Source organism: Bengtsoniella intestinalis, assembly GCF_039719005.1.
Lineage (GTDB): Bacteria > Bacillota > Clostridia > Oscillospirales > Oscillospiraceae > Oscillibacter > Oscillibacter intestinalis.
On record NZ_CP133584.1, the window covers coordinates 1,765,722 to 1,791,944 of the forward strand.

Annotated in this window: 23 protein-coding genes and 1 riboswitch; of the genes, 21 read left to right on the plus strand and 2 right to left on the minus strand. The window is 53.1% G+C overall.

Annotated elements, in window-relative coordinates:
* Together RFF05_RS08590 and RFF05_RS08595 are read right to left on the minus strand one after the other, a co-directional pair.
* The gene (locus RFF05_RS08590) at nucleotides 1–2,004 is read right to left on the minus strand and encodes a hypothetical protein (RefSeq protein ID WP_409969936.1); all 2,004 of its coding nucleotides are present in this window, start codon (nucleotides 2,002–2,004) and stop codon (nucleotides 1–3) included.
* The gene (locus RFF05_RS08595; protein ID WP_409969937.1) at nucleotides 1,980–4,604 is read right to left on the minus strand and encodes a hypothetical protein; all 2,625 of its coding nucleotides are present in this window, start codon (nucleotides 4,602–4,604) and stop codon (nucleotides 1,980–1,982) included. The genes RFF05_RS08590 and RFF05_RS08595 overlap by 25 nt, the downstream gene beginning before the upstream one ends.
* Nucleotides 4,605–5,246: 642 nt before the next feature.
* Nucleotides 5,247–5,397: riboswitch (cobalamin riboswitch) on the plus strand.
* A gap of 77 nt (nucleotides 5,398–5,474) precedes the next feature.
* Here RFF05_RS08595 and cbiD point away from each other — a divergent pair.
* From cbiD to hemL, 21 genes are all read left to right on the plus strand, one after another.
* On the plus strand, nucleotides 5,475–6,626 hold the full coding sequence (cbiD, locus tag RFF05_RS08600; protein ID WP_409969938.1) for a cobalt-precorrin-5B (C(1))-methyltransferase CbiD: 1,152 nt from the start codon (nucleotides 5,475–5,477) through the stop codon (nucleotides 6,624–6,626).
* Entirely contained in the window at nucleotides 6,623–7,378 is a 756-nt protein-coding gene (cobM, locus tag RFF05_RS08605; protein ID WP_409969939.1) for a precorrin-4 C(11)-methyltransferase, read from the plus strand. The genes cbiD and cobM overlap by 4 nt, the downstream gene beginning before the upstream one ends.
* The gene (locus RFF05_RS08610) at nucleotides 7,375–8,364 is read left to right on the plus strand and encodes a cobalt-precorrin 5A hydrolase (RefSeq protein ID WP_409969940.1); all 990 of its coding nucleotides are present in this window, start codon (nucleotides 7,375–7,377) and stop codon (nucleotides 8,362–8,364) included. Before cobM ends, RFF05_RS08610 begins: the two co-directional genes overlap by 4 nt.
* Nucleotides 8,365–8,374: 10 nt before the next feature.
* Complete coding sequence (cobJ, locus tag RFF05_RS08615) at nucleotides 8,375–9,109, plus strand: precorrin-3B C(17)-methyltransferase (protein WP_409969941.1); 735 nt, start codon at nucleotides 8,375–8,377, stop codon at nucleotides 9,107–9,109.
* A gap of 1 nt (nucleotide 9,110) precedes the next feature.
* Nucleotides 9,111–9,842 carry a precorrin-6A reductase gene (gene cobK / locus RFF05_RS08620; RefSeq protein ID WP_409969942.1) on the plus strand — a complete coding sequence of 244 codons (732 nt, stop codon included), beginning with the start codon at nucleotides 9,111–9,113 and terminating at the stop codon, nucleotides 9,840–9,842.
* Nucleotides 9,843–9,857: 15 nt separating this feature from the next.
* Nucleotides 9,858–11,069: a precorrin-6y C5,15-methyltransferase (decarboxylating) subunit CbiE gene (gene cbiE, locus RFF05_RS08625; RefSeq protein WP_409969943.1), complete on the plus strand. Its 1,212-nt coding sequence runs from the start codon at nucleotides 9,858–9,860 to the stop codon at nucleotides 11,067–11,069.
* The gene (locus RFF05_RS08630; RefSeq protein WP_409969944.1) at nucleotides 11,066–12,421 is read left to right on the plus strand and encodes a cobyrinate a,c-diamide synthase; all 1,356 of its coding nucleotides are present in this window, start codon (nucleotides 11,066–11,068) and stop codon (nucleotides 12,419–12,421) included. The genes cbiE and RFF05_RS08630 overlap by 4 nt, the downstream gene beginning before the upstream one ends.
* Nucleotides 12,418–13,479: a nicotinate-nucleotide--dimethylbenzimidazole phosphoribosyltransferase gene (gene cobT / locus RFF05_RS08635; protein ID WP_409969945.1), complete on the plus strand. Its 1,062-nt coding sequence runs from the start codon at nucleotides 12,418–12,420 to the stop codon at nucleotides 13,477–13,479. Before RFF05_RS08630 ends, cobT begins: the two co-directional genes overlap by 4 nt.
* Nucleotides 13,476–14,000: a bifunctional adenosylcobinamide kinase/adenosylcobinamide-phosphate guanylyltransferase gene (locus tag RFF05_RS08640; RefSeq protein WP_409969946.1), complete on the plus strand. Its 525-nt coding sequence runs from the start codon at nucleotides 13,476–13,478 to the stop codon at nucleotides 13,998–14,000. The genes cobT and RFF05_RS08640 overlap by 4 nt, the downstream gene beginning before the upstream one ends.
* Nucleotides 13,997–14,764: an adenosylcobinamide-GDP ribazoletransferase gene (locus tag RFF05_RS08645; protein ID WP_409969947.1), complete on the plus strand. Its 768-nt coding sequence runs from the start codon at nucleotides 13,997–13,999 to the stop codon at nucleotides 14,762–14,764. The genes RFF05_RS08640 and RFF05_RS08645 overlap by 4 nt, the downstream gene beginning before the upstream one ends.
* Nucleotides 14,761–15,111, plus strand: a complete 351-nt coding sequence (locus RFF05_RS08650) for a bifunctional adenosylcobinamide kinase/adenosylcobinamide-phosphate guanylyltransferase (protein ID WP_409969948.1) — start codon at nucleotides 14,761–14,763, stop codon at nucleotides 15,109–15,111. The genes RFF05_RS08645 and RFF05_RS08650 overlap by 4 nt, the downstream gene beginning before the upstream one ends.
* Nucleotides 15,108–16,076 (plus strand): adenosylcobinamide-phosphate synthase CbiB, encoded by a 969-nt coding sequence (gene cbiB / locus RFF05_RS08655; protein ID WP_409969949.1) that lies wholly within the window; start codon nucleotides 15,108–15,110, stop codon nucleotides 16,074–16,076. Before RFF05_RS08650 ends, cbiB begins: the two co-directional genes overlap by 4 nt.
* Before the next feature lie 102 nt (nucleotides 16,077–16,178).
* A complete protein-coding gene (locus RFF05_RS08660; protein ID WP_409969950.1) occupies nucleotides 16,179–17,219 on the plus strand; it encodes a pyridoxal phosphate-dependent aminotransferase in 1,041 nt (346 codons plus the stop codon).
* A 14-nt stretch (nucleotides 17,220–17,233) separates the two neighbouring features.
* On the plus strand, nucleotides 17,234–18,736 hold the full coding sequence (locus RFF05_RS08665) for a cobyric acid synthase (RefSeq protein WP_409970096.1): 1,503 nt from the start codon (nucleotides 17,234–17,236) through the stop codon (nucleotides 18,734–18,736).
* Nucleotides 18,733–19,377 (plus strand): precorrin-8X methylmutase, encoded by a 645-nt coding sequence (locus RFF05_RS08670; RefSeq protein ID WP_409969951.1) that lies wholly within the window; start codon nucleotides 18,733–18,735, stop codon nucleotides 19,375–19,377. The genes RFF05_RS08665 and RFF05_RS08670 overlap by 4 nt, the downstream gene beginning before the upstream one ends.
* A gap of 6 nt (nucleotides 19,378–19,383) precedes the next feature.
* Entirely contained in the window at nucleotides 19,384–20,082 is a 699-nt protein-coding gene (cobI, locus tag RFF05_RS08675; RefSeq protein ID WP_409969952.1) for a precorrin-2 C(20)-methyltransferase, read from the plus strand.
* On the plus strand, nucleotides 20,079–21,527 hold the full coding sequence (locus tag RFF05_RS08680; protein WP_409969953.1) for an NAD(P)-dependent oxidoreductase: 1,449 nt from the start codon (nucleotides 20,079–20,081) through the stop codon (nucleotides 21,525–21,527). Before cobI ends, RFF05_RS08680 begins: the two co-directional genes overlap by 4 nt.
* On the plus strand, nucleotides 21,524–22,405 hold the full coding sequence (gene hemC / locus RFF05_RS08685) for a hydroxymethylbilane synthase (protein WP_409969954.1): 882 nt from the start codon (nucleotides 21,524–21,526) through the stop codon (nucleotides 22,403–22,405). Before RFF05_RS08680 ends, hemC begins: the two co-directional genes overlap by 4 nt.
* The gene (cobA, locus tag RFF05_RS08690) at nucleotides 22,402–23,910 is read left to right on the plus strand and encodes a uroporphyrinogen-III C-methyltransferase (protein WP_409969955.1); all 1,509 of its coding nucleotides are present in this window, start codon (nucleotides 22,402–22,404) and stop codon (nucleotides 23,908–23,910) included. Before hemC ends, cobA begins: the two co-directional genes overlap by 4 nt.
* Complete coding sequence (gene hemB / locus RFF05_RS08695) at nucleotides 23,901–24,884, plus strand: porphobilinogen synthase (RefSeq protein ID WP_409969956.1); 984 nt, start codon at nucleotides 23,901–23,903, stop codon at nucleotides 24,882–24,884. The genes cobA and hemB overlap by 10 nt, the downstream gene beginning before the upstream one ends.
* Nucleotides 24,884–26,170, plus strand: coding sequence for a glutamate-1-semialdehyde 2,1-aminomutase (gene hemL, locus RFF05_RS08700; RefSeq protein WP_409969957.1), 1,287 nt, complete (start codon nucleotides 24,884–24,886; stop codon nucleotides 26,168–26,170). Before hemB ends, hemL begins: the two co-directional genes overlap by 1 nt.
* The last annotated feature ends 53 nt before the right edge of the window (nucleotides 26,171–26,223 follow it).

Sequence of the window (26,223 nt, forward strand, 5' to 3'; positions counted from 1 at the left end):
TTATTGGTTGGTAAACACGTTGGCCTTTTCGGCACGGTCTTTGAAATAGCCTTGGGATGCGTACGTGTTGGTAAAGGTGATGTGCACCATGTCGCCAGCATTGACGATTAGCTCTTCCCCTGCATCTAGGGCAGCAGGTTCGCTCTTGTTATACACGTTTACACCATCGACTAGGTCGTAGGATTCAACGGTATAGGTGATGCCAGTGAGTGTGAACTCCATGGGCACCGTCTCGCTGACGGTTAGGATTCTGGTTTCACCGTCTTGCATGACGGTAATCACGGGTTTGGAAGTTTCGTTGTGGTTTAAGTCCACTTGGGTGTCATAGTCACCGTCTAGGTTGATGATGAAAGATTGGTCTTTCATGTTGGCGTTGTAGTTGCTCACAACCTTGGTCACATCCACGGTGGCGATTTCTTCCACATAGATGTTGAAGGTGATGTTGTAGCTAATGTCTTGGATTGTTAGCACCGTTTCTTCTTCGCCATCTTCTGTGATAACCACTTGCACCCCCTTGTCAAAGGCCAAGTACAGGTTGCCGTTTGCGTCTTTTTCCACGGTGTAAGTGTATTGGTCTGTGGTGGTGTAAGCCATGGTGTCTTGGTAGGTGTAGGTGATGTCTTGGTCTTGTGAACTCACGCTATCGCCATCGTTTAGCACTTCGGTGTAGACATACTCATAGGTGGCTTCCCCTGTTTGGGTGTAATAGGTGGTGATGGGGATGGTGATTTGATCACCCTCTGCCAAGTCACCCAGCGTTTCCACATAACCCACCACAAAGTCTGCGTTGTTGGTCATAATCAGCTCTGTGCGGGTGACCCGATAGGCTGGGTCATAGTGATTCCATGCCACATACGTCTCGGTGGATTCTTCCACATCTTCAACGAAATCAATTTCCACGGTGTGAGAGGTCACGGACACAGTATTATCAATCAAATCAGCGCCCAGCATCATGGCTTCTTCGTTGGTGGTGTAGGTTTCGTCTTCTAACAAGTCATCGTTTTCGTTGAACACTTGAATGGTGACATCGTATTCTTTCTCTTCAGGTTCTACGGTGACAATCTTATAGTCGGTGCGGTAACGACCGTCAGCCAGCAGCCAGTAGTAGGCCACAATGTAGGTTTGATCGTATTTCAAATCGTCAGTGGCCAGTGGAATGGAACCAGTCCATTGAGATTGGGTGGTGGTCAGTGGGGTGTCTTCGTCTGGCTCTAGGGTATAGCCAGCCAGCTTCACAGCCAAGCCTTCAACGTAAGCCGTGTCATTTTCACCGTAGTAAATCGTCTTCCCTGTGGTGTTCGTATCATCGGTAACAGGTTCCGCCAGCCACACTTCTGTGTTGAGCCACGCCTCTTGGGATGCGGAGAAGTCTGTTTCATTGGTATAGGCTTCAAAGAAGTTGGTTTCGTTGTTGAGGTAGTCCTCTTTCTCACTGGGGAAGCCCATGACTTCCGCTGTTGCCCACATGACCTCACTATCGAAATCATCGATGCCCAGAATCAAATTGTCTTGCAATTCATCCATCATGGTCAGTTCTACATCTTTTCGATGGTCGTACAGTGCGCCGTTTTCCACCGTCTGGTCTTCGCCAGCGTAGACATTCATGAAAGTGACCAGTCGGATGGGGCGTGCCCCAATCCCTTGGGTGATATTGTACCAGTCAACACCAGAGCTGTTTACCGCTAAGGTGTCGGCTGTTTCGTCAATGGTGATGGGGTTGGAGGTGATTTCATCGCCCACAGAGATGTAAATGGTGCCGTCGGACAGCTTCGCGAATTTGCCAGCACCAGAGGTGATTTCCCCATCGGAGATGATTTCACGGACGGTGTCGTAGGTGTATTCATCGCCTTTGTGGTCGCCTTGGTTGGGGCGGTCATACTGCACTTTTTCATCGGTGCGGACGCCTTCTGTCCAGTCGTAACCAGTGTCCCACGTGTCCAGCAGAACGGTGGTGACTGAGGCCAAGGAGAAGTCTTCGATTAGTTGGGTGTCGAGGTCCCCCAAGCAGAGGTGTTATTGTTTGCATCGGAGAAGATGCTCAGTTGTGGGTAGTATTCGTCGGTGTAGACCCATTTCACATCGTCCACCGTGCCCAAATCAAGGGGTGCGCCAACGTATTCGGACACTTTGAGTGTATACGCGGCACTGTTTTTATCCACAATGGCTTGAATTTGATCAAAGTTGTTTGTAAAGCCCACAAAGCCTTCATTGCTAGGTGTATCAGTCAGCCCTGCGCCACTTTTTTCAGTGTCGGTGGTCAGCACCCCTGTGATGCCATTGGTGAGGTTGCCGTTCAATCCTGAGGTATCCACGGTGCTGGTGTCGTAATAACCAGTGACCCATTCACGCATGGCGGTGGTTTGCTTGTCGTAGTAGCAGTTGATGTACACGGATTCGTAATCTGTACCCAAGGTATCATCCCAACCAATGAAGCCGCCCACGACCTTTTCGTTGGTGTTCAAGTCGGTGCTGGTGTTGCCAACTTCGCCAGCGGCGTAGCAGTTGGTGAAAATGTTTTGACCATTGGGGTATCTATCGTAGGCATATTCCACACGGCCAATGAAGCCACCAGAGTAACTGGTTTCCGTACGGATACCTACCAGAGCGGTAGAGTAGCAGTTGGTAAAGGTGCAGTAATTTCGGGTTATGGTTTCGTTATAGGGTTCAGCGACTGATTGGTACCCTGCGTCTGCAGAACCAGTGAAACCCCCCACATACAAAAACCCTTCTACTTTACCAGAGGAATAGCAGTTGGTGTAGTCAGCGCCGTCACCAGCGAAGCCAGTGAAGCCACCTGCATACATGGCAGAGTACATATAGTTGTTGGCGGAGAAGCAGCTGTCAAAGGTGGAGCGGTTGTTCAAGCAAGAAACGAAGGCACCGCTGTGGTAGCCATAACCCACCAAGGTGTTGTTAATGGAATAACAGTTGGTGAAGGCCACGTTGGAGGTGTAGGAACCCAGTGCACCGATGTGATCCATGCCATAAATATAGCTGTTGGAGACGGCGCAGTTGGTGATGGTGTTGTAGCATTCCGTGTCATTTGCATTGCCAGAGTAGAACATATCAATGAGAACCGATACGCAAGAGCCAACAGAACAGGCGATAAAGCCATTGGCAGTTACATTATCAAGTGTAAAGCTACTTTCGGTGTTATACCCCTTCCATCTAAAGAGGGAAATATTGGCGGCATCGCTGGTTCCTAAATCTGGTACGTCACTGGTGCCATTGGATGTCATACTACAGACCAGCAGGCCAGTTTCAAAGTGTAAATCTTTGACAGTGAACTCAACACCAGTGCCTTGCACAAAGGTTGCAAAACCCTTGGTGGTATCACTTTGGTCTGTGAAGGAGCAAAGGTTATAAATGGTATGTCCATTGCCTTCAATGGTGACGGATGTTGTCAGTTCCACACCGGGCCAAGCGTAATTTTCACCGTTGAGGTTGATGTCGCTCATGATGGAGATGGTAGCACCTGGATTGTTGTGACACGCTTCCATGGCATAGAGCAGCTGCGAACCATAGTACACCGTATATGTTTTGGTAGTACTATCATAGTCTGGATAGTAGATAGCCCCCCAATCCGCATCATGGTCATTACTATATGCCCTAGTACCGTCCCAAAGAACTGCACTGGGTGTCCATGCGGTATTCCAAGGAATAACTTCTCCCTCACCCGTCCACACCATGGTTTTCACACGGTTGTGCCAGAGGGTGTTGAGGTAGTCAACCCATGGCCCTGTGATAATGCCCTCGGTAACGCCAGTACCACCAGAGTTCTTCACCGTGGCAATGTTGGCAGTCATGTAATCTTCTAGGTTTTGGGTGTATTCTGCGGTTTCATTCGTGGTTTCCGTAGAGTATGCAATACGAGAGGCTTGCAAGGTGTTATATGCGTCGTAGACGCAATCTTCGCACACACCATCTTCGGTGGAATGACTGCAACTATAGGCTTCAGACTCGGGGTCGCCCACATAAATTTCAGCTGTTGGCATGGTGCCGTTGTAGCCGTATGTGGAACTGGGAGACACTTCACAGGTGTAGGTGTAAGTCCCCAAGGTGTTGCCATCGTAAGCACCGCTCCAAATGACAGGCACATCGATGATGCCGTATTGGATGTTCCCGTTTGCGTCACACACGAACCAAAGGTCGCCTGTGCCTTCCAAGGAACCATACAGGCGGTAACCCACGCTGGCAACGCCACCATCTTCCCCAGCATAATACACGGAGTAAATGACTTTTTCGCCTGCGGCATACTTTTCTTCTGCCTCTGCGCAAACCACATATCCGTAATTATAATAGTCATACATCAAATCCCCAGTGGAGACGTCTCCCAAAGGTGTGGCCTGTTGGAAGGTGGACACGTCCATCTCATTGGGAATGGAAACCATGGCACGCAAGGTTTCTGGCAAGGTCAAATCTACCTCTGTAGAACCAAGAGCTGTCCATTGGCTGTAGGCTAGGTCACTTTTTTCAAACCCCACCAATTTCTCAGGCCACTGAATGGTGCCAACAGCCACCACCACCATAGTCAATATCAACGATAACGCCGTAATCAAAGCAAGACATCGCTTTGAAATTTTATTCGTTTGATTCATACTCATGTTCTGCCATCTCCTTCCCACTCTATACCCTATGCAACAACTTGTAGAAGTTGCTATTTTTTACCAATACGCTTATTTGCTGGGATTTAATTGCCTTGAATACCGTTTGCGGCTTATGTTACTTGTAACATAAGCCAAAGGGGTACCCCTTTGGCTTATGTTACTTGTAACATAAGCCAAAGGGGTACCCCTTTGGGCGGCTGCATTTTCTGCATATTTATTTGTTTTTAATGTTTCGCCATCATGGAACCCTCATCGCTCTTCACATTTGTTACAACAGCGTGTTTTTTAGGGACTTCATGGCTTTTTGTTTATCCCACTCCCTAGTATACGAAAAAAAGTTACATAATAGATACATTTAGCAACCTTTTTGTACAAAGTTATAACTTTGTATTTTTTGCACATTTTTCCATATTTTTACTTGTTCTTTAATATGAATTTAGTGATTTGCAATATTTTTATTGTATATTTATTATTTTTTACATAAAAAATATGAACCATTTTATTCCATTTCCTCTTTTTTACCCTTTAATATTGCAAAAAACATCAACCAGTAGTTTTTGTCATCCCCATAAAATATTTACCAAAAATCTTGCCACAGGATGGAAAAAATTGACCACCTAAGACAATGAAAATACCTTGTCAAACCACACGCACTGTGGTATACTAAAGTCAATTTAAATAGACATAGCGCCGGACAGGGAAGTGCAGTGCAAAACTGCCGCAGTCTTACCTCTACTGTAAGTGGGTCATGCCCACGAGCCAGATACTTGCCAACGCTATGGTAACCTCAGGTCTAGGTGGGACAGGAGGTGAATTGCACGCAACCTTCCCATCTTGGGAAGGTTTTTTTATGTTAGGAGGTGGCATTTGGCCAAGTTAGAACATTATATTACAGTGGGACAAACCCAACTTCGCTGTGGGTATACCACTGGCACCTGCGCCACCGCCGCCACACGCGGAGCGGCAGAATACTTGCTGACAGGCCAGTGGCCTGCACAGGTATTGGTGGACACCCCTGCTGGGGTCACCGTGGCGTTGGAGTTGGTGTCCTGCACCCACGGAGAAGGCTGGGCATCTTGCGCTGTGGAAAAAGACGGAGGCGACGACCCCGACGTGACCCACGGCACACTGGTCTTTGCCCGTGTGGAACGGTTAGAACAAGTGGCGATTGAAGTAGACGGTGGCATCGGCGTAGGTCGGGTCACCCGTGGGGGCTTAGACCAACCCATTGGACAGGCCGCTATCAACTCTGTGCCGCGGCAAATGATAGCGCGAGAACTCCAGAGTGTGCTAACGCAAACCCAATCCCAAGGCGGTTTGCGCAGTGTCATCTCCATCCCCGATGGGGCGCGATTGGCGAGTAAAACCTTCAACCCCCGTCTGGGCATCGAAGGGGGCATTTCGGTGCTAGGCACCAGTGGCATTGTCCGCCCCATGAGCGAAGCGGCATTGATTGCTTCTTTAAAGGTAGAGCAAAACATTTTAAAGGCCACTGGTGTGGAAGATATGATTCTAAGCCCCGGCAACTACGGAGAAACCTTCACCCGTGAAGTGCTGGGGTTATCCATGGACAACAGTGCCACCTGTAGCAATTACTTAGGCGATGCCCTTGACCATGCGGTCACCTTGGGCTTTCGCTCTATTTTATTGGTGGGGCATTTAGGAAAACTTTGCAAAGTGGCCGCTGGTAGTTTTAACACCCATTCCAAGGTGTCAGACGGACGACGCGAGGTACTGGTGACCCATGCCGCCTTATGCGGCGGAGACAGAACGCTTTTAGCGGCACTGTTCCAATCCATCACCACCGATGAAGCGGTGGCCTTACTGAAAGAGGCCCATTTACTAGAGCCTGTGATGGCACAGATTGCCCAAGAGATTCACACCCATCTGAAACGACGGGTGGGTCAAGAGATGGAAATTGAAACGCTGTTCTTTTCCAATCAATATGGTATTTTAGGAAAAAGTCACGGTGCAGACACTTTACTGCACCGTCATGAAAAAAAGGAGATAACAACATGATTCACTTTATTGGCGCAGGCCCTGGGGCTGTTGATTTGATTACGGTACGCGGTGCCAAATTACTAGGCGAAGCCGACGTGATTATCTACGCTGGTTCTCTGGTAAACCCAGATGTGCTGAGCTATAAAAAAGAAGACTGCGTGGTCTATGACAGCGCAGGCATGACCATGGAAGACGTGATTGCTGTCATGGTAGAAACCGAGGCCAAAGGCCAAACCACCGTCCGCTTGCACACAGGCGACCCTGCCTTGTTCGGTGCCATTCGGGAACAAATGGACGAACTGGACAAGTTGGAGCTGACCTATGCCGTCACCCCCGGCGTGTCTGCCTTCTCTGGTGCCGCTGCCGCACTGCAAGCAGAATACACCTTGCCAGAAGTCTCTCAATCGGTAATCATCACCCGTATGGCTGGTCGCACCCCTGTTCCCGAAGGGGAAGAACTGCGGAAGATGGCGTCCCATGGCTGTACCATGGTGCTGTTTTTGTCCACAGGGTTGCTGGAACAAGTGGAGCAAGAATTGATGGCTGGGGCTTACACGTCTGAGACCCCTGCTGCCATTGTCTACAAGGCCACTTGGCCAGAACAAAAGGTGTTCCACTGCACCGTTGGCACCTTGGCACAAACCGCCAAAGAAAACAACATCACCAAAACCGCCCTCATCACCATCGGTGGTTTCTTGGGAAGCACCTATGAACGCTCTAAACTCTACGACCCCACCTTTACCCACGGCTATCGCGAGGCCAGCAAATGAGAACCGCCATCATCGCCTTCACCGCCCAAGGCGGAACGCTGGGGCGGCACATTGCAGATGGCTTAGGCCATGCCACGCTACACGTGCCTGCAAGACTTTCCCAAGCGCTAGGCGAAGCGCCCTATCCCAGTCTGAGCCAGTGGGTGGCAGAGCAATGGGCGCAAGTGGACAGCTTGGTGTTCATCGGTGCCACAGGCATTGCCGTCCGCGCCATTGCCGCCCATGTGAACGATAAATTTTGCGACCCTTGCGTGATTGTTTTAGACGAGCGTGGCCAATTTGTAATCTCCTTACTCTCAGGCCACGTGGGTGGCGGCAACGCTCTGACCCAAACCATTGCCAATCTCACAGGGGGGCAGGCGGTGATTTCCACTGCCACCGATGTCAACGGCAAATTGTCCATCGACGTCTGGGCCAAGGAGCACGGGCTTCACATTGGAAGCCGTGAGATGGCCAAAACCGTGTCGGCCACTCTATTAGATGGTAAGGCCGTGGGTTTTGCCAGTGATTGCGGATACCCTTGCCCTAAGGGTTTGACTGACCAGATACTGGATTTGGGGGTATGGGTCAGCGCAAACCCTGACGCATCGCCCTTCGGCAAAACCTTGCCTCTTATCCCCAAAACCTTGACCTTAGGCATTGGGTGCCGCCGTGGCACCAGCCAAGAGGCCATTGAAACAGCGGTGGGCAATGCCATGGGCACCTATGCCTTTGAGGCTGTTTACCAAGTGGCCTCCATCGACTTAAAGCAAGACGAAGCAGGTCTGCTGGCCTTTTGCCAGACCCATCACCTGCCCTTTATCACCTACACTGCCCAACAATTGCAAGCCGTGCTGGGGGACTTTACCCCCTCCGCCTTCGTCGCATCTGTGACAGGGGTAGACAACGTGTGCGAACGCTCTGCGGTGTTGGCTGGGGGCACATTGATTGTGCCAAAATATGCGCATAACGGGGTCACCGTGGCGGTGGCTCAAACAAAAGAATGAGGATTTAAATATGAAATTGACCGTAGTTGGCTTAGGCCCCGGGGCAAGCTTAGACTTAACAGGCCATGCCCGTCGTGCCTTAGAAGAATGTGACATGATCGTGGGCTATACCGCCTACATCGACTTAATTAAAGACGAATTTTCCCACAAGGAAATGGGAAGCACTGGGATGCGTCGCGAAGAAGCACGCTGTCGCTGGGCTGTGGAAGAGGCTTTGAAAGGCAAATCTGTGGCTGTGGTCTGCTCTGGGGATTCTGGGGTGTATGGCATGGCGGCTTTGGTATACGAAGTGGCTCAAGACTATGACCCCATCGAAATCGAAGTGGTGGCTGGGATCACCGCCGCCTGCGGTGGTGCCGCGGTGCTAGGCGCACCCTTGACCCATGACTTTGCCGTGATTTCCCTGTCCGATTTGCTCACCCCTTGGGATTTGATTGAAACCCGACTAGACTGTGCCGCCCGTGGGGATTTTTCTGTGGCTCTGTATAACCCCTCCAGCAAAAGCCGCCCCGATTATTTAAAGCGCGCCTGCGATATTTTGCTCCGCACCAAATCTGGAGACACTGTCTGTGGCATTGTGCGCAACATCGGCCGTGAAGGCCAAGAAGGCACCGTGATGACCCTCTCTGAACTTCGTGACACCCAAGTGGATATGTTCACCACCGTGTTCATCGGCAACCGTAGCACCGTGAACTTGAACGGCAAAATGGTCACCCCCCGTGGCTATTTGCAACGAGGCACCTAAGATGAAGGCGCTGGTTTTTGGTGGCACCACAGAAGGCCGTGTGTTTTCCCAGTGGCTCCTTGCACGCGGCATTGACACCACAGTTTGTGTGGCCACAGAGTATGGTGGCACCTTATTGTCCCACGGCGCCGACGTCCGTGTGGGTCGGCTGAACCAAACAGACATGGAAGGGCTGATGGCACAAGGATACACCCTAGTGGTAGACGCCACCCATCCCTATGCGGCGGTGGTGACCACCACCATCCAAAGCGCCACACAGGCCGTGGGCTTGCCCTATTACCGCCTTTTGCGAGACGGCGACCCTGAAGGGGATTGGATCGAGGCCGATAGCGTCAGCCATGCCTCAGCGCTGTGCCGCGAACTCACAGGCAACATCCTCCTCACCACAGGCAGTAAAGAACTAGCCCCTTTTTCCACCGAAGCCTTGGTGCACCGCACCTATCCCAGAGTCCTCCCCACCCTAGATTCTCTCCAGCGGTGCTTGGACTTTGGCTTTGACGTGGGACGGATTCTCTGTATGCAAGGGCCTTTTTCCCAAGCATTGAACGCGGCTTTGCTCCAGCAATTTGACATACAAATTCTCGTGACCAAAGCCAGCGGTATGACAGGTGGCTTTTGGGAAAAGGTAGCGGCAGCACAAGCGTGCCACGCAAAACTCATTGTCATCCACCGCCCCTTGCAAGAGACAGGCTATACGCTAGAAGCTTTGCAAGGGCTGGCGATCTTCAACTAACAGGAAGGGCAGACTATGGAAAAAAAGGTATATCTCATCGGTGTTGGCATGGGCAATGCGCAAACCTTAACAGGGCAAGCCAAAACGGCCATTGACGCTTGTGCCCAGCTCATCGGTGCCAAGCGGCTCCTAGAGCCCTATCAAGAGGCAAAGCCTTGCACCACCTTGGTGCTGGCCAAAGACATTGCCGCCTATTTGGAAACCCAAACCCAATTCCCTGTGGGGGTGCTTCTCTCTGGGGATGTGGGGTTTTATAGCGGTGCCACCACCTTGCGCCCCTTGCTAGGGGATTATGACGTGGAAACCGTGGCTGGGATGTCTAGCTTGGTGTACTTTTGCGCCCAGTTGGGCACCACATGGCAAGATGCGAAAATCTGCTCTGCCCATGGTCGTAGCCACAACGTAGTGGGTGAAATCCAGCGCCACAGCAAGGTCTTTGCCTTAACAGGTGGCACCAGCAAAGTCGTGGACATCTGCCATGCACTGGTGCAGGCTGGACTGGGACAAGTGAACGTATTTGTAGGGGAAAATCTCTCCTATCCAGACCAGCGCATTGTCCAAGGCCAAGCCAAAGCCTTGGCCACCCAAACCTTTGAGGATTTGGCAGTGATGCTGGTGGAAAACCCCACCCCTGTGAAAAGCCCTTACGCCGCACCCAGCCTCCGTGATGATGATTTTATCCGCGGCAAGGTGCCCATGACCAAAGAAGTGGTGCGCATGAGCGCCGTGTGCAAACTGCAGATGGAGCCCCACCACATTGTTTGGGACGTAGGCGCTGGCACTGGCTCAGTGTCGGTAGAATGCGCACGGTGCGTCAACGCTGGGGCGGTCTACGCCATCGAACGCAAGGCGGAGGCCTTGGCGCTGATGGCAGAAAACAAAGAAAAATTCGCTGTCTCCAACCTGCACATTGTAGAGGGGTTGGCCCCAGAGGCCTTGGCGGATTTGCCTGCCCCTGACTGTGTATTTTTAGGGGGCACAGCTGGGAATTTAGAAGCCATTTTGGCGCTGATTTTCGCCAAAAACCCCACTTGTCGCATTGTGCTGACGGCGGTGACCTTGGAAACCTTGTCTCAGGCCACCCAAGCCTTTGCCACCTTCGATTTAGCTGACGTAGACATCTGCCAAATCGCCGTCACCAACACAAGAAGCGCTGGTCGCTATCATCTGTTTGACGCACAAAACCCTGTGTGGATGCTCTCAGGTCAAGGACAGGTGGAGCCATGACAGGACGTCTCCTTTTTTGCGCCCCAGCCAGTGGCACAGGCAAAACCACACTGACTTGTGGGTTTTTGCAAGCCTTGGTAAACCAAGGGCTCTCCCCTGTGGCCTTTAAATCTGGGCCTGATTACATCGACCCCATGTTCCACAGCCAAATCATCGGCGCCCAGTCTCGCAACTTAGACCTCTTCCTCATGGGGGAAGATGGGGTGCAACGCAGTTTGTGGGACAACGGTCAAGGCCTATCCATTTTGGAAGGTGCCATGGGTTATTACGACGGCATCGCCATGGGCGACACTGCCAGCGCCTATCACCTTGCCAAGGTGACCCACACCCCAGCCGTGCTGGTGGTGGATGGACGGGGCAGTGCCTTGTCTGTGGCGGCGGTGGTGAAGGGATTTGTTTCCTTTCGTCCAGATAGCCACATCCAAGGGGTGGTGTTTAACCGCATTTCCCCCATGCTCTACCCCAGCCTGAAAAAAGCAGTGGAAGACGAGACGGGGATTTCCGTCTATGGCTACCTGCCCCAAAATCCTGACTTTGTGCTAGAAAGTCGCCATTTGGGCTTGGTGACGGCGGCAGAGGTTTCCACCTTGCAAGAAAAAATGCAGGCCGTGGCCACTCAATTGACCCAATCTCTGGACATTGCAGGGCTGTTGGCCTTGGCCGAAACGGCGCCAGAGTTGACCCCAGCCGCTGTAGACTTGACCCCTGTGGGCAAACAAATCCCCATTGCCGTGGCCTCTGACAAGGCCTTTTGCTTTTACTATGCCGATGCCCTTGCCATGCTAGAAACATTGGGTGCCAAGGTCATCCCCTTTTCACCCCTCACCGACACAGCCTTGCCTGCTGAAGCAGAGGGGCTATATTTGGGAGGCGGTTACCCTGAGCTGTATGCCATGGAGCTGTCCGAAAACACCTCCATGTGCCAAGCCATTGCCAAGGCCATTGACGGCGGTATGCCCACCATTGCAGAATGCGGCGGCTTTCTCTACCTGCACAAAACCTTAGAAGATGCAGATGGGATCAGCCATCCAGTATGCAACGTGGTGGATGCCCATGGCTATGGCACTAAAAAACTGGGGCGCTTTGGCTACATCACCATGACCGCCCAATGTGATGGGTTACTGTGCGACCAAGGGGACGCCATCACCGCCCATGAATTCCACTATTGGGACAGCACCCTCTCTGGGGAGGCCTTTTCCGCCCAAAAGCCACAAAGCAATCGTGGCTGGCAGTGCGCCCACCACACCAAAACGCTATACGCTGGCTTCCCCCATTGTCACATGGGTGGGAACCCCAACGTGGCACGCCGATTTTTGCAAGCTTGCAACACCTATGGGGAGGATTTCACATGACCATCGAAACCATTTGCCAACACATTGTCCCAGCCAGCCAATCCGCTATGGAACTGGCACAAAAGCGATGGAACTCCATCGCCAAGCCCTTGGGCAGTCTGGGACTGTTAGAAGTTGAAATCATCCGCATGGCCGGTATGTTCGGCACCGCCCAAATCCCTGTGCTAAAGCCAGCGGTCATCGCCATGTGCGCCGACAACGGCGTAGTGGCAGAAGGTGTCACCCAAACAGGCCAAGAAGTCACCGCCATTGTGACCGAGAACATGTCCTCTAGGGATACCAGTGTGTGTCGTATGGCGCGCAGAGCTGGTGCCACTGTGTTCCCTGTGGACATCGGGGTGGCTGTGCCATTACAGGGCGAACATATTTTGCAAAAAAACATCCGCCGCGGCACTGGCAACATCGCCATAGAACCTGCCATGACCCGTCAAGAGGCGGAAGCCGCCATTTTGGTGGGCATTGAACTGGTGGGGGACTTGAAAGCCCAAGGCTATAACCTGATTGCCACTGGCGAGATGGGCATCGGCAACACCACCACCTCCGCCGCCATCGCCGCCGTACTCTTGGGCATTGAACCCCAAGTGGTCACAGGCCGTGGGGCTGGGTTATCCGACCAAGGTCTGGTGCGAAAAATAGATGCCATCACCCGTGCCATCGCCGTGAATCAGCCCGACCCCTCCGATGCCATCGACGTGGTGTCCAAGGTGGGCGGTTTGGATTTGGCTGGCCTTGCTGGGGTATTTTTAGGTGGTGCATACCACCATATTCCTGTGCTGGTGGATGGTGTGATTTCCATGGCAGCAGCACTGGTGGCGGCAGAAATCTGCCCCACTGCCAAAGACTATATGGTGGGCTCTCATGCTTCCGCCGAACCAGCTGGGGCACTTTTTGTGGATGCGCTAGGGCTCAAGCCTTTCCTCTTTGCAGGGATGCGACTGGGCGAAGGCACAGGCGCTGTGGCGGTGATGCCCATTTTGGACATGGCGCTGGCAGTATACGACGAAATGTCCACCTTTGACGACATTGAAATTGAAGCCTATCAGGAGAATCCCCAATGATGATTGTAGTCTCTGGCGGCTCTGGCAGTGGCAAGTCTGCCTTTGCTGAGAACTTGGCTGTTCAGCGTCACCCCTCCCCCCTCCAATACATCGCCACCATGCAGGTGTGGGATGCCGAGTGCGAAGCCCGTGTGGCGAGACACCGCGAAATGCGTGCTGGCAAAGGCTTTGCCACGGTGGAATGCCCTTCTGGGCTAGATACGTTGACCCTCCCCACCCCTTGCAGTGTACTCTTAGAGGATTTACCCAATTTGGTGGCCAATGAATTTTTCAGTGACCAGCCACGAGAAACAGCCTCCGAGCGCATCTATCGTGGACTTGACCACATCTATCGCCAATGCGACTTGCTGGTGGTGGTGACCAACGAACTGTTTTCCGATGGTCTGCGCTATGACGAAGAAACCAATGCCTATTTGGCGCTGTTGGCGCAAATAAACCGAGGGTTAGCCGCCCTTTCTACCGAGGTATACGAAGTGGTGGCAGGCCTTCCCATCTGCCACAAAGGAGGACAAGCGGATTGAAATCTCTTTGCATTGCCTTTGCCATGTATTCTAAAATCCCCATGCCCCGTGTGGACTGGGACAAACGTCCTCTCAGCTTTGCCCTGTGCTACTTCCCTTGTGTGGGATTGGTCATCGGGGCTGTGCTTTGGGGCTGGATAACCCTGAGCCAATGGCTAGGTCTGGGCAAGCCTCTGTTTGCCGCTGTGGCCTTGCTGCTCCCCATCGTTTTAAGCGGTGGGATTCATTTAGACGGGTTTTGCGACACCTGCGATGCCCTATCCTCTCATCAAAGTAGAGAGCGAAAGCTGGAGATTTTAAAAGACTCCCACACAGGAGCCTTTGCCATTATCTGCTGCTGTTTATATCTGCTGAGCTTCTTCGCCTGCTGGACAGAGGTGGATTTGGTGGGTCGCGCCCCTTTGATTCTGGCGGTACTCCCTGTGCTCAGCCGCAGCTTATCAGGCCTTTTTGCCACCACCTTGCCCAATGCCAGAGGCTCTGGCCTGTTGGCCACCTTCACCCAACCCATGGATAGCGTGAAAGCACGACTGGTGCTAGGTTTGGAAGTGGCCATTTGTATGGCAGTGATGGTGTTTTTAGATGTGTGGCTCGGGCTGTGGGCTGTGGTAGGTTGCGCTGTGATTTGCGTGTATTACGTGGCCTTATCCCACCGGAAATTTGGCGGTATCACAGGGGATTTAGCAGGATTTTTCCTCCAACTGTGTGAAGTGGGCGGACTGCTCTTTGTGATTTTAGGACAACGATTGGAGACGCTTTTATGAGGTTAATCATCGGTGGCATGGGACAGGGAAAACTGTCTTACGTGTTACATAAAACAGGCTACACTCTAGACGATGTGGCCTACACCCCTGAAGAGGCGGTGCATCGGCCTATTTTCGCTGGGTTAGAAAATTGGAGCACCCTAGACGAGATATCCTTGCTAGAAAAAAACCCCTCTTTGATTTGCATTTGCAACGAAGTGGGCTGCGGCGTGGTGCCAGTGGACCCCACAGCGCGCATCTGGCGCGAACAAGTGGGCAGACTGTGCTGTCGCTTGGCCGTGCAAGCCACCAGTGTAGAACGAATTTTTTGCGGTCTGCCTATGGTGCTGAAGGGAGAAGGCCTATGAACCCACGTGATTGGCTCTTGGCCTTAGCCTTGGGTTTTTGTTTGGATTTACTCCTAGGCGACCCGTACTGGATGCCCCATCCCATCCGCTGGATTGGCAATTTAATCGCAAACCTAGAAAAACCTTTACGGGCTCTGTTCCCCAAATCACCAAAAGGTGAACTGGCGGCTGGCACCGCATTGGTCATTGCGGTAGTGGGTCTGTCTGGTGGTCTTTGCTGTTTGGTTTTATGGCTGTGTGGCCTGCTGTCCCCATGGCTTTCCTTCGGGGTGCAGGTGGTGCTGTCTTATCAGCTGTTGGCCACCAAGTCTTTGAAAGACGAAAGCAACAAAGTCTACACCGCACTCACCACTGGCACTTTGGATGACGCACGCTATGCCGTGTCTATGATTGTGGGGCGAGACACCGCCAACTTAGACGCCAGCGGCATCACCAAGGCCACCGTGGAAACGGTGGCGGAAAACGCATCTGACGGCGTGGTGGCACCCCTTCTGTTTTTGGCTTTAGGGGGCGCACCTCTGGGCATGGCCTATAAGGCTGTCAACACCATGGACTCTATGGTGGGCTATAAAAACGACCGCTTCCTCTACTTTGGGCGGTGCGCCGCCAAGTTAGACGATGTGCTAAATTTCATTCCTGCCCGATTGGCTGGGGTTCTCATGTGCATGGGGGCATGGCTTGCAGGGTTCAACGGCAAAAAAGCCTTTCAAATCTTTATCCGTGACCGCAAAAACCACAAATCTCCCAACTCTGCCCACACGGAGGCCGCCTGTGCAGGTGCCTTAGAAATCCAGCTGGCAGGAAGCAATTATTACTTTGGAAAACTGGTGGTAAAGCCCACCATTGGCGATGACATACGCCCCATTGCACCAGCAGACATTGGCAACTCTCACCGCTTGCTCTACGCAACCGCGGTGCTGACATGGGCTATCGTTTGTCTGGCACCTTTGGCACTGGTGTGGTAAGCCCTTTCCCATATACCATTCACACCTTTCACATCTTTCATACCCATAGGGATGGGGCTTACCCTGTCCACTGAACAATGTAAACAGCAAAAGGAGATACCCATGATAGCATACACCCACGGTGGCGACATTTGGAATAAAGCGCCGGGCTTGGCTGATTTTTCCGCCAATTTAAACCCCTTAGGTATGCCACCAGCTGTGGCATTGGCAGCGGCAGAAGGTGCCAAACAGGCCACCTGTTACCCCGACCCTCTGTGCCGTGACCTCTCCGCCAAAATCGCCACAGTAGATGGCGTCGCCCCCCAATGGGTGCTCTGTGGCAACGGTGCAGCGGATTTGATTTTTCGGTTGGCTGTGGCTTTGCAACCTAAAAAAGCATTGGTCACCGCCCCCACGTTTTCAGAATATGCCCAGAGCCTTTCCATCGTGGGCTGTGAAACCACCCACCACCTGCTGTTGCCTGAAGAAAATTTCACGGTGACAGACAGGATTTTAGACGCTCTGGATCGTGCCCTAGACATTCTCTTCCTCTGCTCGCCCAACAACCCCACAGGCCAACTAGTAGATGAAAAACTGATGCTGGCGATTTTAGAAAAATCCGCCCAGTTTAACATCCAAGTGGTGGTAGACGAGTGCTTTTTAGGCCTATCCACAGGCGGTGTGGGGCTGGCTCCCTATTTGAGCCAATATCCCAACTTGTTTTTACTCCGCGCCTTCACCAAAAGCTATGCCATGGCTGGCTTACGCTTGGGTTATGGCTTATCCTCGAGCCAAGAACTGCTAGACAAAGTAGCCCAATGCGGACAGCCTTGGAGCGTATCCACCCCTGCCCAACTGGCAGGTTTAGCCGCTTTGGATTGCCCTGACTGGGTGGTGCAGGCACGGGCCCTTCTCGCCCAAGAACGTCCACGATTGGTGCACGCGCTCCAATCGCTGGGTTTAACGGTTTATGGGGGGCAAGCCAATTATATTTTGTTCCAAGCCAAGGGCTGTTGCGACCTGAAAGAGCGGTTACTCGAAAAGCAGGTGCTCATTCGCGCTTGCAACAATTATCAAGGTTTGGGCGGAGATTACTACCGCATTTGTATCAAATCTCAAGAAGAAAATCAGCGATTGATCACAGCGTTACAGGAGGTGCTATGATGACTAAAAAACCTATGGCAAAAGCAATTATGGTGCAAGGCACAGCGTCCAATGCGGGCAAAAGTCTGCTGTGCGCAGGTCTGTGCCGCATTTTCACCCAAGACGGATACCGCGTGGCTCCGTTTAAATCTCAAAACATGGCGCTCAACTCCGCCATCACCGCCGATGGTTTTGAAATGGGTCGTGCCCAAGTGGTACAGGCCGAGGCATCTGGCGTGGCCCCTGATGTGCGGATGAATCCCATCCTCCTCAAGCCCACCAACGACACTGGCTCTCAGGTCATCGTCAACGGCATCGCCCGTGGCACCATGAGCGCAGTGGATTATTTCGCCTATAAAAACCAACTGGTGCCTGATGTGATGGACGCCTTCACCACCTTGAGCGAAGAATTCGACATCATCGTCATCGAAGGGGCTGGCAGTCCTGCTGAAATCAACCTCAAAGACGACGACATCGTCAACATGGGCATGGCAAAAATGGCCAACGCCCCTGTGCTATTGGCTGGGGATATTGACCGCGGTGGGGTGTTCGCCTCCCTATATGGCACGGTGAAACTCCTTGACCAAGACGAGCAAGACCGCATCCAAGGCCTGATTGTCAACAAATTCCGTGGCGACATTGAAATTCTCCGCCCTGGTATTTCCATGCTAGAAGAGGTCACTGGGAAAAAGGTGATGGGCGTGGTGCCCATGCTAGACGTGGACGTGGACGACGAAGATTCCCTGTCTGAGCGTCTGGGCGGCGGCAAGAAAATCGGCCTGTTGGACATTGCGGTGATTCGCTTGCCACGGCTGTCTAACTTCACCGACTTCAATCCTTTGGAACGGATGGACGAGGTGACTCTGCGCTATGTCAGCCGTCCTAAAGATTTGGGCAACCCTGATTTAATCATTCTGCCGGGCACCAAAAACACCATGGACGATTTGCGCTGGCTCCGCGAGAGCGGTTTGGAAACTATGATTTTGAAACACGCCAGCCGTGGCGGTGGGGTCATCGGCATCTGCGGTGGGTATCAAATGCTAGGACGCGTGGTCTCTGACCCTGACGGAGTAGAAGGGGGCGGCACCTTGGCTGGGCTTGGGCTGATTCCTTCCGACACTGTCTTTTTGGGTGAGAAAACCAGAACCCAAGTCACTGGCACCTTCCAAGAAGCCACAGGCATCTTCGCCTCCATGGCAGGCACGCCTTTTGAGGGCTACGAAATCCACATGGGGGTCACCACCTGCGATGCAGAGCCTTTGGTATCCTTCCATGACCAAGACGGCAACCACCGCATGGACGGCACCGCCACTGGCAACGTGTGGGGCTGTTACGTCCACGGTATTTTCAACAAAGAAGAATGCGCCGCCGCCGTGGTCAATGCCTTGCTGGTGTCCAAAGGACTCGAAGGCTGTGCCACCACCATGGACTGGGAAACCTATACCAACGCACAATACGATAAATTGGCCGACGGCATGAGACAGGCGCTGGATATGGACGCCATCTATGCCATGTTAGAAGGGAGCGGATTACAATGAATATTGAATTACAGCGCGTAGCACCCAGCGATATTGAAGCACGGAGCATGGAGATTATCACCGCCGAAATGGGGGCACACAACTTTTCCGATTTGGAATTGCCCATTGTCAAACGTGTGATTCACACCAGCGCAGACTTTGGTTACCAAGAATCGTTGGTTTTTTCCAAAGAGGCCATTGAGGCTGGCATCGCCGCCATCAAGGCAGGATGCACCATTGTCACCGACACCCAAATGGCTTGGTCTGGGGTAAATAAGCGTGTGCTGGAAAAATTCGGCGGCAAAGCCGTCTGCTTCATGTCTGACCCAGATGTGGCGGCAGAAGCCAAATCCCGTGGGGAAACACGGGCCACCGTGTCTATGGAGCGCGCCGCCCAGTTAGAGGGCAATGTGATTTTCGCCCTCGGCAATGCACCCACCGCCTTGGTGCGTGTGTGCCAATTGGCAGAGCAAGGCAAGTGTAACCCTGCCTTGGTCATCGGGGTACCTGTGGGGTTTGTCAACGTGGTAGAGAGCAAAGAGTTGGTCATCGCCAGCGACCTGCCCCACATTGTGGCACGGGGTCGAAAAGGTGGCAGTAACGTAGCCGCCGCCATTTGCAATGCCCTGTTATACATGGCCTCCAACAACGAAAGAGAGTAAGGACGAATGATGGATAAGGGAATTTTATACGGCATCGGGGTAGGCCCCGGTGACCCTGAGCTATTGACCACCAAGGCTGTGCGGCTGTTGCAAGAGGCAGACATCATTGCCGTGCCCGACAAGGGCAGTGGGGAAAAAACTGCCTTAAACATTGTCAAAGATTATATTGTGGGCAAGGAATTGCTCTATTGTTCCACCCCCATGACACGGGATGCCCAATTGCTAGACGCTGGCTACACCGCCGCCGCTGAGGAGTTGTGCGCCCTGTTAGAGCAAGGGAAAACCGTGGCCTTCATCACCTTGGGCGACCCCACGGTGTATTCTACGTATATTTACATCCACAAAAAAGTAGTGACAAAGGGTTACCAAGCCCAAATCATCCCCGGTGTCACCTCCTTTTGTGCTGTGGCTGCCCGTTTGGGGCGCTCTTTGTGCGAAGGGTCTGAACGGCTGATGATTGTGCCAGCCTCCCACAAAGAGGTGGACGACTGCTTGCAAGTGGACGCCAACTTTGTGTTCATGAAGGCTGGTCGAGAAATCGGCGCACTGAAAGAAAAGCTCTCTGCATATGATCTCCTAGACGGTGCCGCCATGGTGGAAAACTGCAGCATGGAGACTGAACGTGTGTATGAGGACTTTGCCAAGCTGGAACAACCCTCTGGCTATTTCTCTGTGGTGCTGGTCAAGGGAGGGCAAACCCAGTGAAAGTCGTTATGTCGGGTCTAGATTACTCTCTGGCCCCCATTGAGCTACGAGAACAACTCTCCTTCACCAAAGAATGCGTGGCAGAATTGGATGCCAAAATGACTATGCACCCTGGTGTTTGTGGGTGCGTGCTGTTGTCCACCTGTAACCGCACTGAACTTTACATCTCCTTATTAGACGGGGCCGAGGTGGCTCCCGATGCCCTGCTATGTCAAGTGGCTGGCGTTGACCACGCCCCCTTTGCCCATGCCTTTGTCAGCCGCCACAAAGAAGAGGCTGTCACCCATTTGATGGAGGTGGCCTGTGGATTGAAGTCCCAAATTTGGGGGGAAGATCAAATTTTAAGCCAAGTGAAAACCGCTGTGGAAATCGCCAGAGATGCCGATGCCACCGATGGTATTTTAGAAACCGTGTTCCGCACCGCCATCTCCGCTGGCAAGGCGGTGAAACACAAGGTGCGCCTGACAGGCATCCCCACCTCCGCCGCCCATGGGGGTGTGTTGGCACTGGAACGTGCCATGGGAGATTTGACTGGCAAGCGTGCCATGGTGGTGGGCAACGGGGAAATGGGCCGCCTTGCCGCTGGGTTATTGCGTGACAAAGGGTGCATCGTAACGGTCACCCTCCGCACCTATCGCCACGGAGAAACCATCATCCCTGCTGGGTGCGCTGTGTCGCCTTACGAAGAGCGCTACACCACCATGGACACCATGGACATTGTGGTCTCTGCCACCACCAGCCCCCATCACACCATCAGCTGTGACGACTATCAAGCCGTTCCCCATCCCCCCAAATATTTGGTGGACTTGGCCGTGCCCCGTGACATTGACGGTGCCATCGGGTGCTTGGCTGGAGTGACGCTGTTCCATGTGGACAACATGGGCGTCAGCGTGGGCAAACAGGCCGATACCAAAGCCTTGGAAGAAGTCCAATCCATTTTAGACGAGCACCGTGACCGCCTGCGTCACTGGTGGTATTATCGCAACAGCATCCAAGAAAATGCCCACCCTCGCTTCCCCTTGTTCATCGACTTGTGGGAGAAACCTGTGGTGGTCGTCGGTGGGGGTGCCATTGCCTGCCGCCGCATTGATACGTTGCTGAAATTTGGTGCCAACATCACCGTGATTGCGCCCCACTGGGAACACAAAATGATTGGTGTCACGTGGCTTGCGCGCCCTTACGAACTGGGGGATTTGGACGGTGCGATTTTGGCAGTGGCCGCCACAGACAACCGCAGCGTCAACGCTGAGGTAGGCAAAGAGGCCAAAATCTTAAACATTCCCGTCAGCGTGGCAGACAACGCCAGCGCCTGTAGCTTCTATTTCCCTGCCGTGTGCATGGACGATACGGTGGTGGCTGGTCTGGTGTCCTGCGATGGTGCCCACCATAGCCACACCGCCAAGGCCGCCAAGGCCATCCGCAAAACATTGGAGGAATTGTCATGAGTAGAACCATCCGTGTGGGGAGCCGCGACAGCATTTTGGCTGTGATTCAGTCTAAAATGGTGATGGCGGCCATTGGAAACGCCCACCCAGACCTGCAACTAGAGCTGGTGACCATGAAAACCACTGGCGATAAAATTTTAGACAAAACCCTAGATAAAATCGGCGGCAAAGGTCTATTCGTCAAAGAATTAGACGAAGCACTGCTGGAAAACCAAGTGGATATCACCGTACACAGTGGGAAGGATTTGCCTATGGAAGTGGATGCGCGCCTGCCTTTGCTGGCCTTTTCCCACCGTGCAGACCCACGGGATGTGTTGGTGCTACCCCAAGGGGTCACAACCTTAGACCCCACCTTACCCATTGGGTGCTCGTCTCAACGGCGCACCATTTACCTGAAAAAACTCTATCCCAACATGAATGTGGCCTCTGTCCGCGGCAACGTGCAAACCAGATTGCGCAAGCTAGACGAAGGGCAATATTCTGCTTTGGTGCTGGCTGGGGCTGGGCTAGAGCGTTTAGGGCTACAAGAACGGATTAGCCGTTACTTCACCCCAGAGGAAATGCTACCTGCCGCCTGCCAAGGGATTTTGGCCATTCAAGGCCGTGCAGGGGAAGATTGCAGGTATTTAGACTGCTTTGCCAGCGACGATGGACGAGATTGCGCCCTCAGTGAACGTGCCTTTACACGGCGCTTAGACGGGGGTTGTTCATCTCCTGTGGCGGCTTTTTCCACCGTGGAAGGCGACACCATCACCCTGACAGGGCTCTATGTAGACAGCGACTTGCGCACAGCACAAAAAACTGTGACAGGCAAACGAACAGACGGCGAAGCTTTGGCCATTGCCTTGGCCGACCAATTAAAGGAGGAACTCTCATGAGCGGAAGCGTAACCTTAGTGGGGGCTGGCCCCGGCGATGTGGGTCTTTTAACATTAAAAGGCCGCGGTGCCATTGAAACAGCAGATGTGGTGGTGTATGACCGCTTGGTGAGCCCAGAAATTTTGGCGCTGATTCCCCCAGACACACGCACCATCAACGTGGGTAAGGCCTCCTCCAATCATTTGGTGCCCCAAGAGCAAATCAACCAGATTCTTCTGGACGAAGCCTTGGCTGGCAACCACGTGGTGCGATTGAAAGGAGGCGACCCCTTCCTGTTCGGCCGTGGTGGCGAAGAGTTAGAACTGTTGGTGGAACATGGAGTGGGATTTGAAGTGGTGCCCGGCATCACCTCCGCCATCTCTGTCCCAGCCTACGGTGGCATTCCTGTGACCCATCGGGACTGTTGCTCCTCTTTGCACATCATCACAGGTCACGCCCGTGCAGGCAAGCCTTTGGAAATCAACTTTGAAGCACTGGTGGGAACAAAAGGCACACTGGTGTTTTTGATGGGGGTCAGCAGTCTGCCCCAAATTTGCCAAGGCTTGCTGGATGCTGGCATGGCTGGCGATATGCCAGCGGCTGTGATGGAACGGGGCACCACCCCTCGTCAACGCCGTATTTCTGCCACCTTGGCCACCCTGCCCCAAGAGGCAGTGGCACAAAAAGTGGAAAGCCCAGCCATCATTGTGGTGGGCAAGGTCTGCGCCTTGGCAGAAGACTTTGACTGGTTTGATAAATTGCCTCTCAAAGGCAAGTCTTTCATCGTCACCCGCCCCAAAGAACGTGCTGGCACCTTGAGTGGACGGTTGCGGAGCTTGGGCGCACAGGTCAGCGAATATCCTTGCATTGAAACCGTGGACATCACCCCTTGTCCTGCCATGGACGATGCCCTTTCTCGTTTGAGCGAGTATGAATGGTTGGCCTTCACCAGTCCTGCTGGGGTGGAAACTCTGTGGCGGCATTTGCGCGCACAGGGCAAAGACACCCGTGCCTTGGGCGGTGTGAAACTAGCAGCCATCGGGGCTGGCACCGACCGCACCCTCCAAACCCACGGCTTGCAAGCCGATTATATCCCAGAGGTATACGATGCCCTTCATTTGGGGCAAGGCCTTGGGAAGCTAGCCACTGGGAAAGTCCTGATTCTCCGCGCCCAACAAGGGTCTCCAGACTTGACAGAAGCCTTGGAACAAGCTAAAATTGAAATGGATGACATTGCCATTTACACCACCCAATACGAAAATCCCCAGTCTGCACAACTGCGCCAACAAATTGAGACTGCGGAAACTTGGGTCACCTTCACCAGTGCGTCCACGGTCAAGGGCTTTGTGTCCTCTGTGGGGGCTGACGCTGATTTTTCTAAGGTGAAGGGTATTTGCATCGGCGCCCAAACAGCGCAAGAGGCCCAAACCTATGGCATTGCCACCAAAGTAGCCCAAAAGGCCACCATCAACAGTATGGTCGAGACAATTTTAAAGGAAAATCTGGAGGAACCATCATGGACTTAACCATCAGACCTCGCCGCTTGCGTGGAAACGCAGGGATTCGTGCTTTGTGCCGTGAGACACGGATGTCTCCCGACAGCCTGATTTACCCCATTTTCGTAGACGAAACTTTACAAGGCACCCGTCACATCGACGCCTTGGACGGACAATACCAATACGGCCTTGACTCAGTGCATCTGGCCGTGGAAGACTGTTTGGCCGCTGGGGTGACCAAGTGCATTTTGTTTGGCCTTCCTGCCAAAAAAGATGCCATCGGCTCCTCCGCTTGGGATGAACATGGCGTGGTGCAAGAAGCCATTCGCCGCATCAAGGCCAAGTATCCCGATTTTTACGTCATCACCGACGTGTGTATGTGCGAATACACCGACCATGGTCACTGCGGTGTGCTCCACGACCACGACGTGGACAACGACTTGACCTTAGAAGTTCTGTGCAAAGAAACCTTGTCCCATGCCATGGCTGGTGCCGATATGGTGGCACCATCTGACATGATGGACGGCCGTGTGGCCGCCATGCGCAAAACCTTGGATGATAACGGGTTCGAGAACGTACCCATTATGGCCTACTCTGCCAAATATGCCTCCGCTTTCTATGGCCCTTTCCGTTCTGCCGCTGGCTCATGCCCCTCTTTCGGGGATCGCAAAAGCTATCAAATGGACTGCCACAACCGCAAAGAAGCCCTCCGCGAATGCGCCTTAGACGTGGAAGAAGGGGCTGACATCATCATGGTGAAGCCTGCTCTGTCTTACTTAGATGTCATTCGGGAATGCAGCGATGCCTTCGATTTGCCTATGTGTGCCTACTCTGTGTCTGGGGAATATGCTATGATTCGCACCGCAGGCCAAGCAGGTCTGATTGACGAATATAAAGTGATGTGTGAGAGCGCCGTGTCCATTTTCCGCGCAGGCGCCAATATACTCATCACCTATTACGCCAAGGAATTGGCGCAAGCTATGAAAAAAGGAGACATTGGATAATGGATACTTCTGCAACTCTGTTTGAACGGGCACAACGTGTGCTCCCTGGCGGGGTCAACTCCCCTGTCCGCGCCTACCGCGCCGTGGGCATGGCACCACGGTTTATCACCCGTGCCGATGGCACCAAGATTTATGATGCTGATGGCAAGGAATACATCGACTATGTGTGCTCTTGGGGGCCTATGATTTTGGGTCACAACCACCCTGCAATTCGAGAAGCCGTGGTGGCAGCCACCATGGCTGGGCTGTCCTTTGGCGCACCCACTGAACGTGAGATTGAAATTGCGGAGCTGATGGTGTCCATGGTGCCCAACATCGAAATGGTGCGTATGGTCAACTCTGGCACTGAAGCGGTCATGTCTGCTTTGCGCCTTGCCCGTGGGGTCACTGGTCGGGACAAGCTGATTAAATTTGAAGGCTGTTACCACGGGCACAGCGACTGTATGTTGGTGAACGCTGGTTCTTCTGCGTTGGCTGGGGGACACCCCTCCTCTGCTGGGGTACCCCAAGGCGCCGCCAAAGACACCTTGACGGCACAGTTTAACGATTTGTCTAGTGTGGAAGAGTTGTTCTCTGCCCACGACGGGGAAATCGCCGCCATCATTGTGGAGCCTGTGGCCGCCAATATGGGTGTGGTCACCCCCACCGCTGGCTTTTTGCAAGGCCTGCGCGCTTTGTGCGACAAGCATGGTGCATTGCTGATTTTTGACGAAGTCATCACTGGCTTCCGTCTGGCCATGGGCGGTGCCCAAGCACACTTTGGCGTACGGGCTGACTTGGTTACCTTCGGGAAAATCATCGGCGGTGGTATGCCCGTGGGCGCTTATTGCGGGAGCCGTGCTTTGATGGAAACAGTGGCACCTTGTGGCCCTGTGTACCAAGCTGGCACTCTGGCTGGTAACCCTGTAGCCATGGCGGCAGGCCTTGCCCAACTGCGCTACATCAAAGACCACCAAGAAATTTATCTCCAAATGGAAGCCTATGCCCAAAACCTAGCCGCCGCTATGACCAAGGCCGCCCAAGACACTGGCGTAGCCATGGCGGTGAACCAAATCGGCTCTCTAGTCTGCCCCTTCTTCACCCCCACCGCCGTCACCTCTTTTGTGGACGCCAAGGGCAGTGATTTGGGCGCATATGCACGGTATTTTGCTGGTATGCTAAACCATGGTGTGGCGTTGGCACCTGCCCAATTTGAGGCCATGTTCGTCTCTGCCGTCCACACACAAGATGACTTTGACAAAACCGTCGCCGCTGTACGGGCAACATTGTCCGCTATGGAAGGCTAAGTCCTCATCTTAAACATTGGCAGGTAAACAGTGTCCTACCACTTCAACAGGCA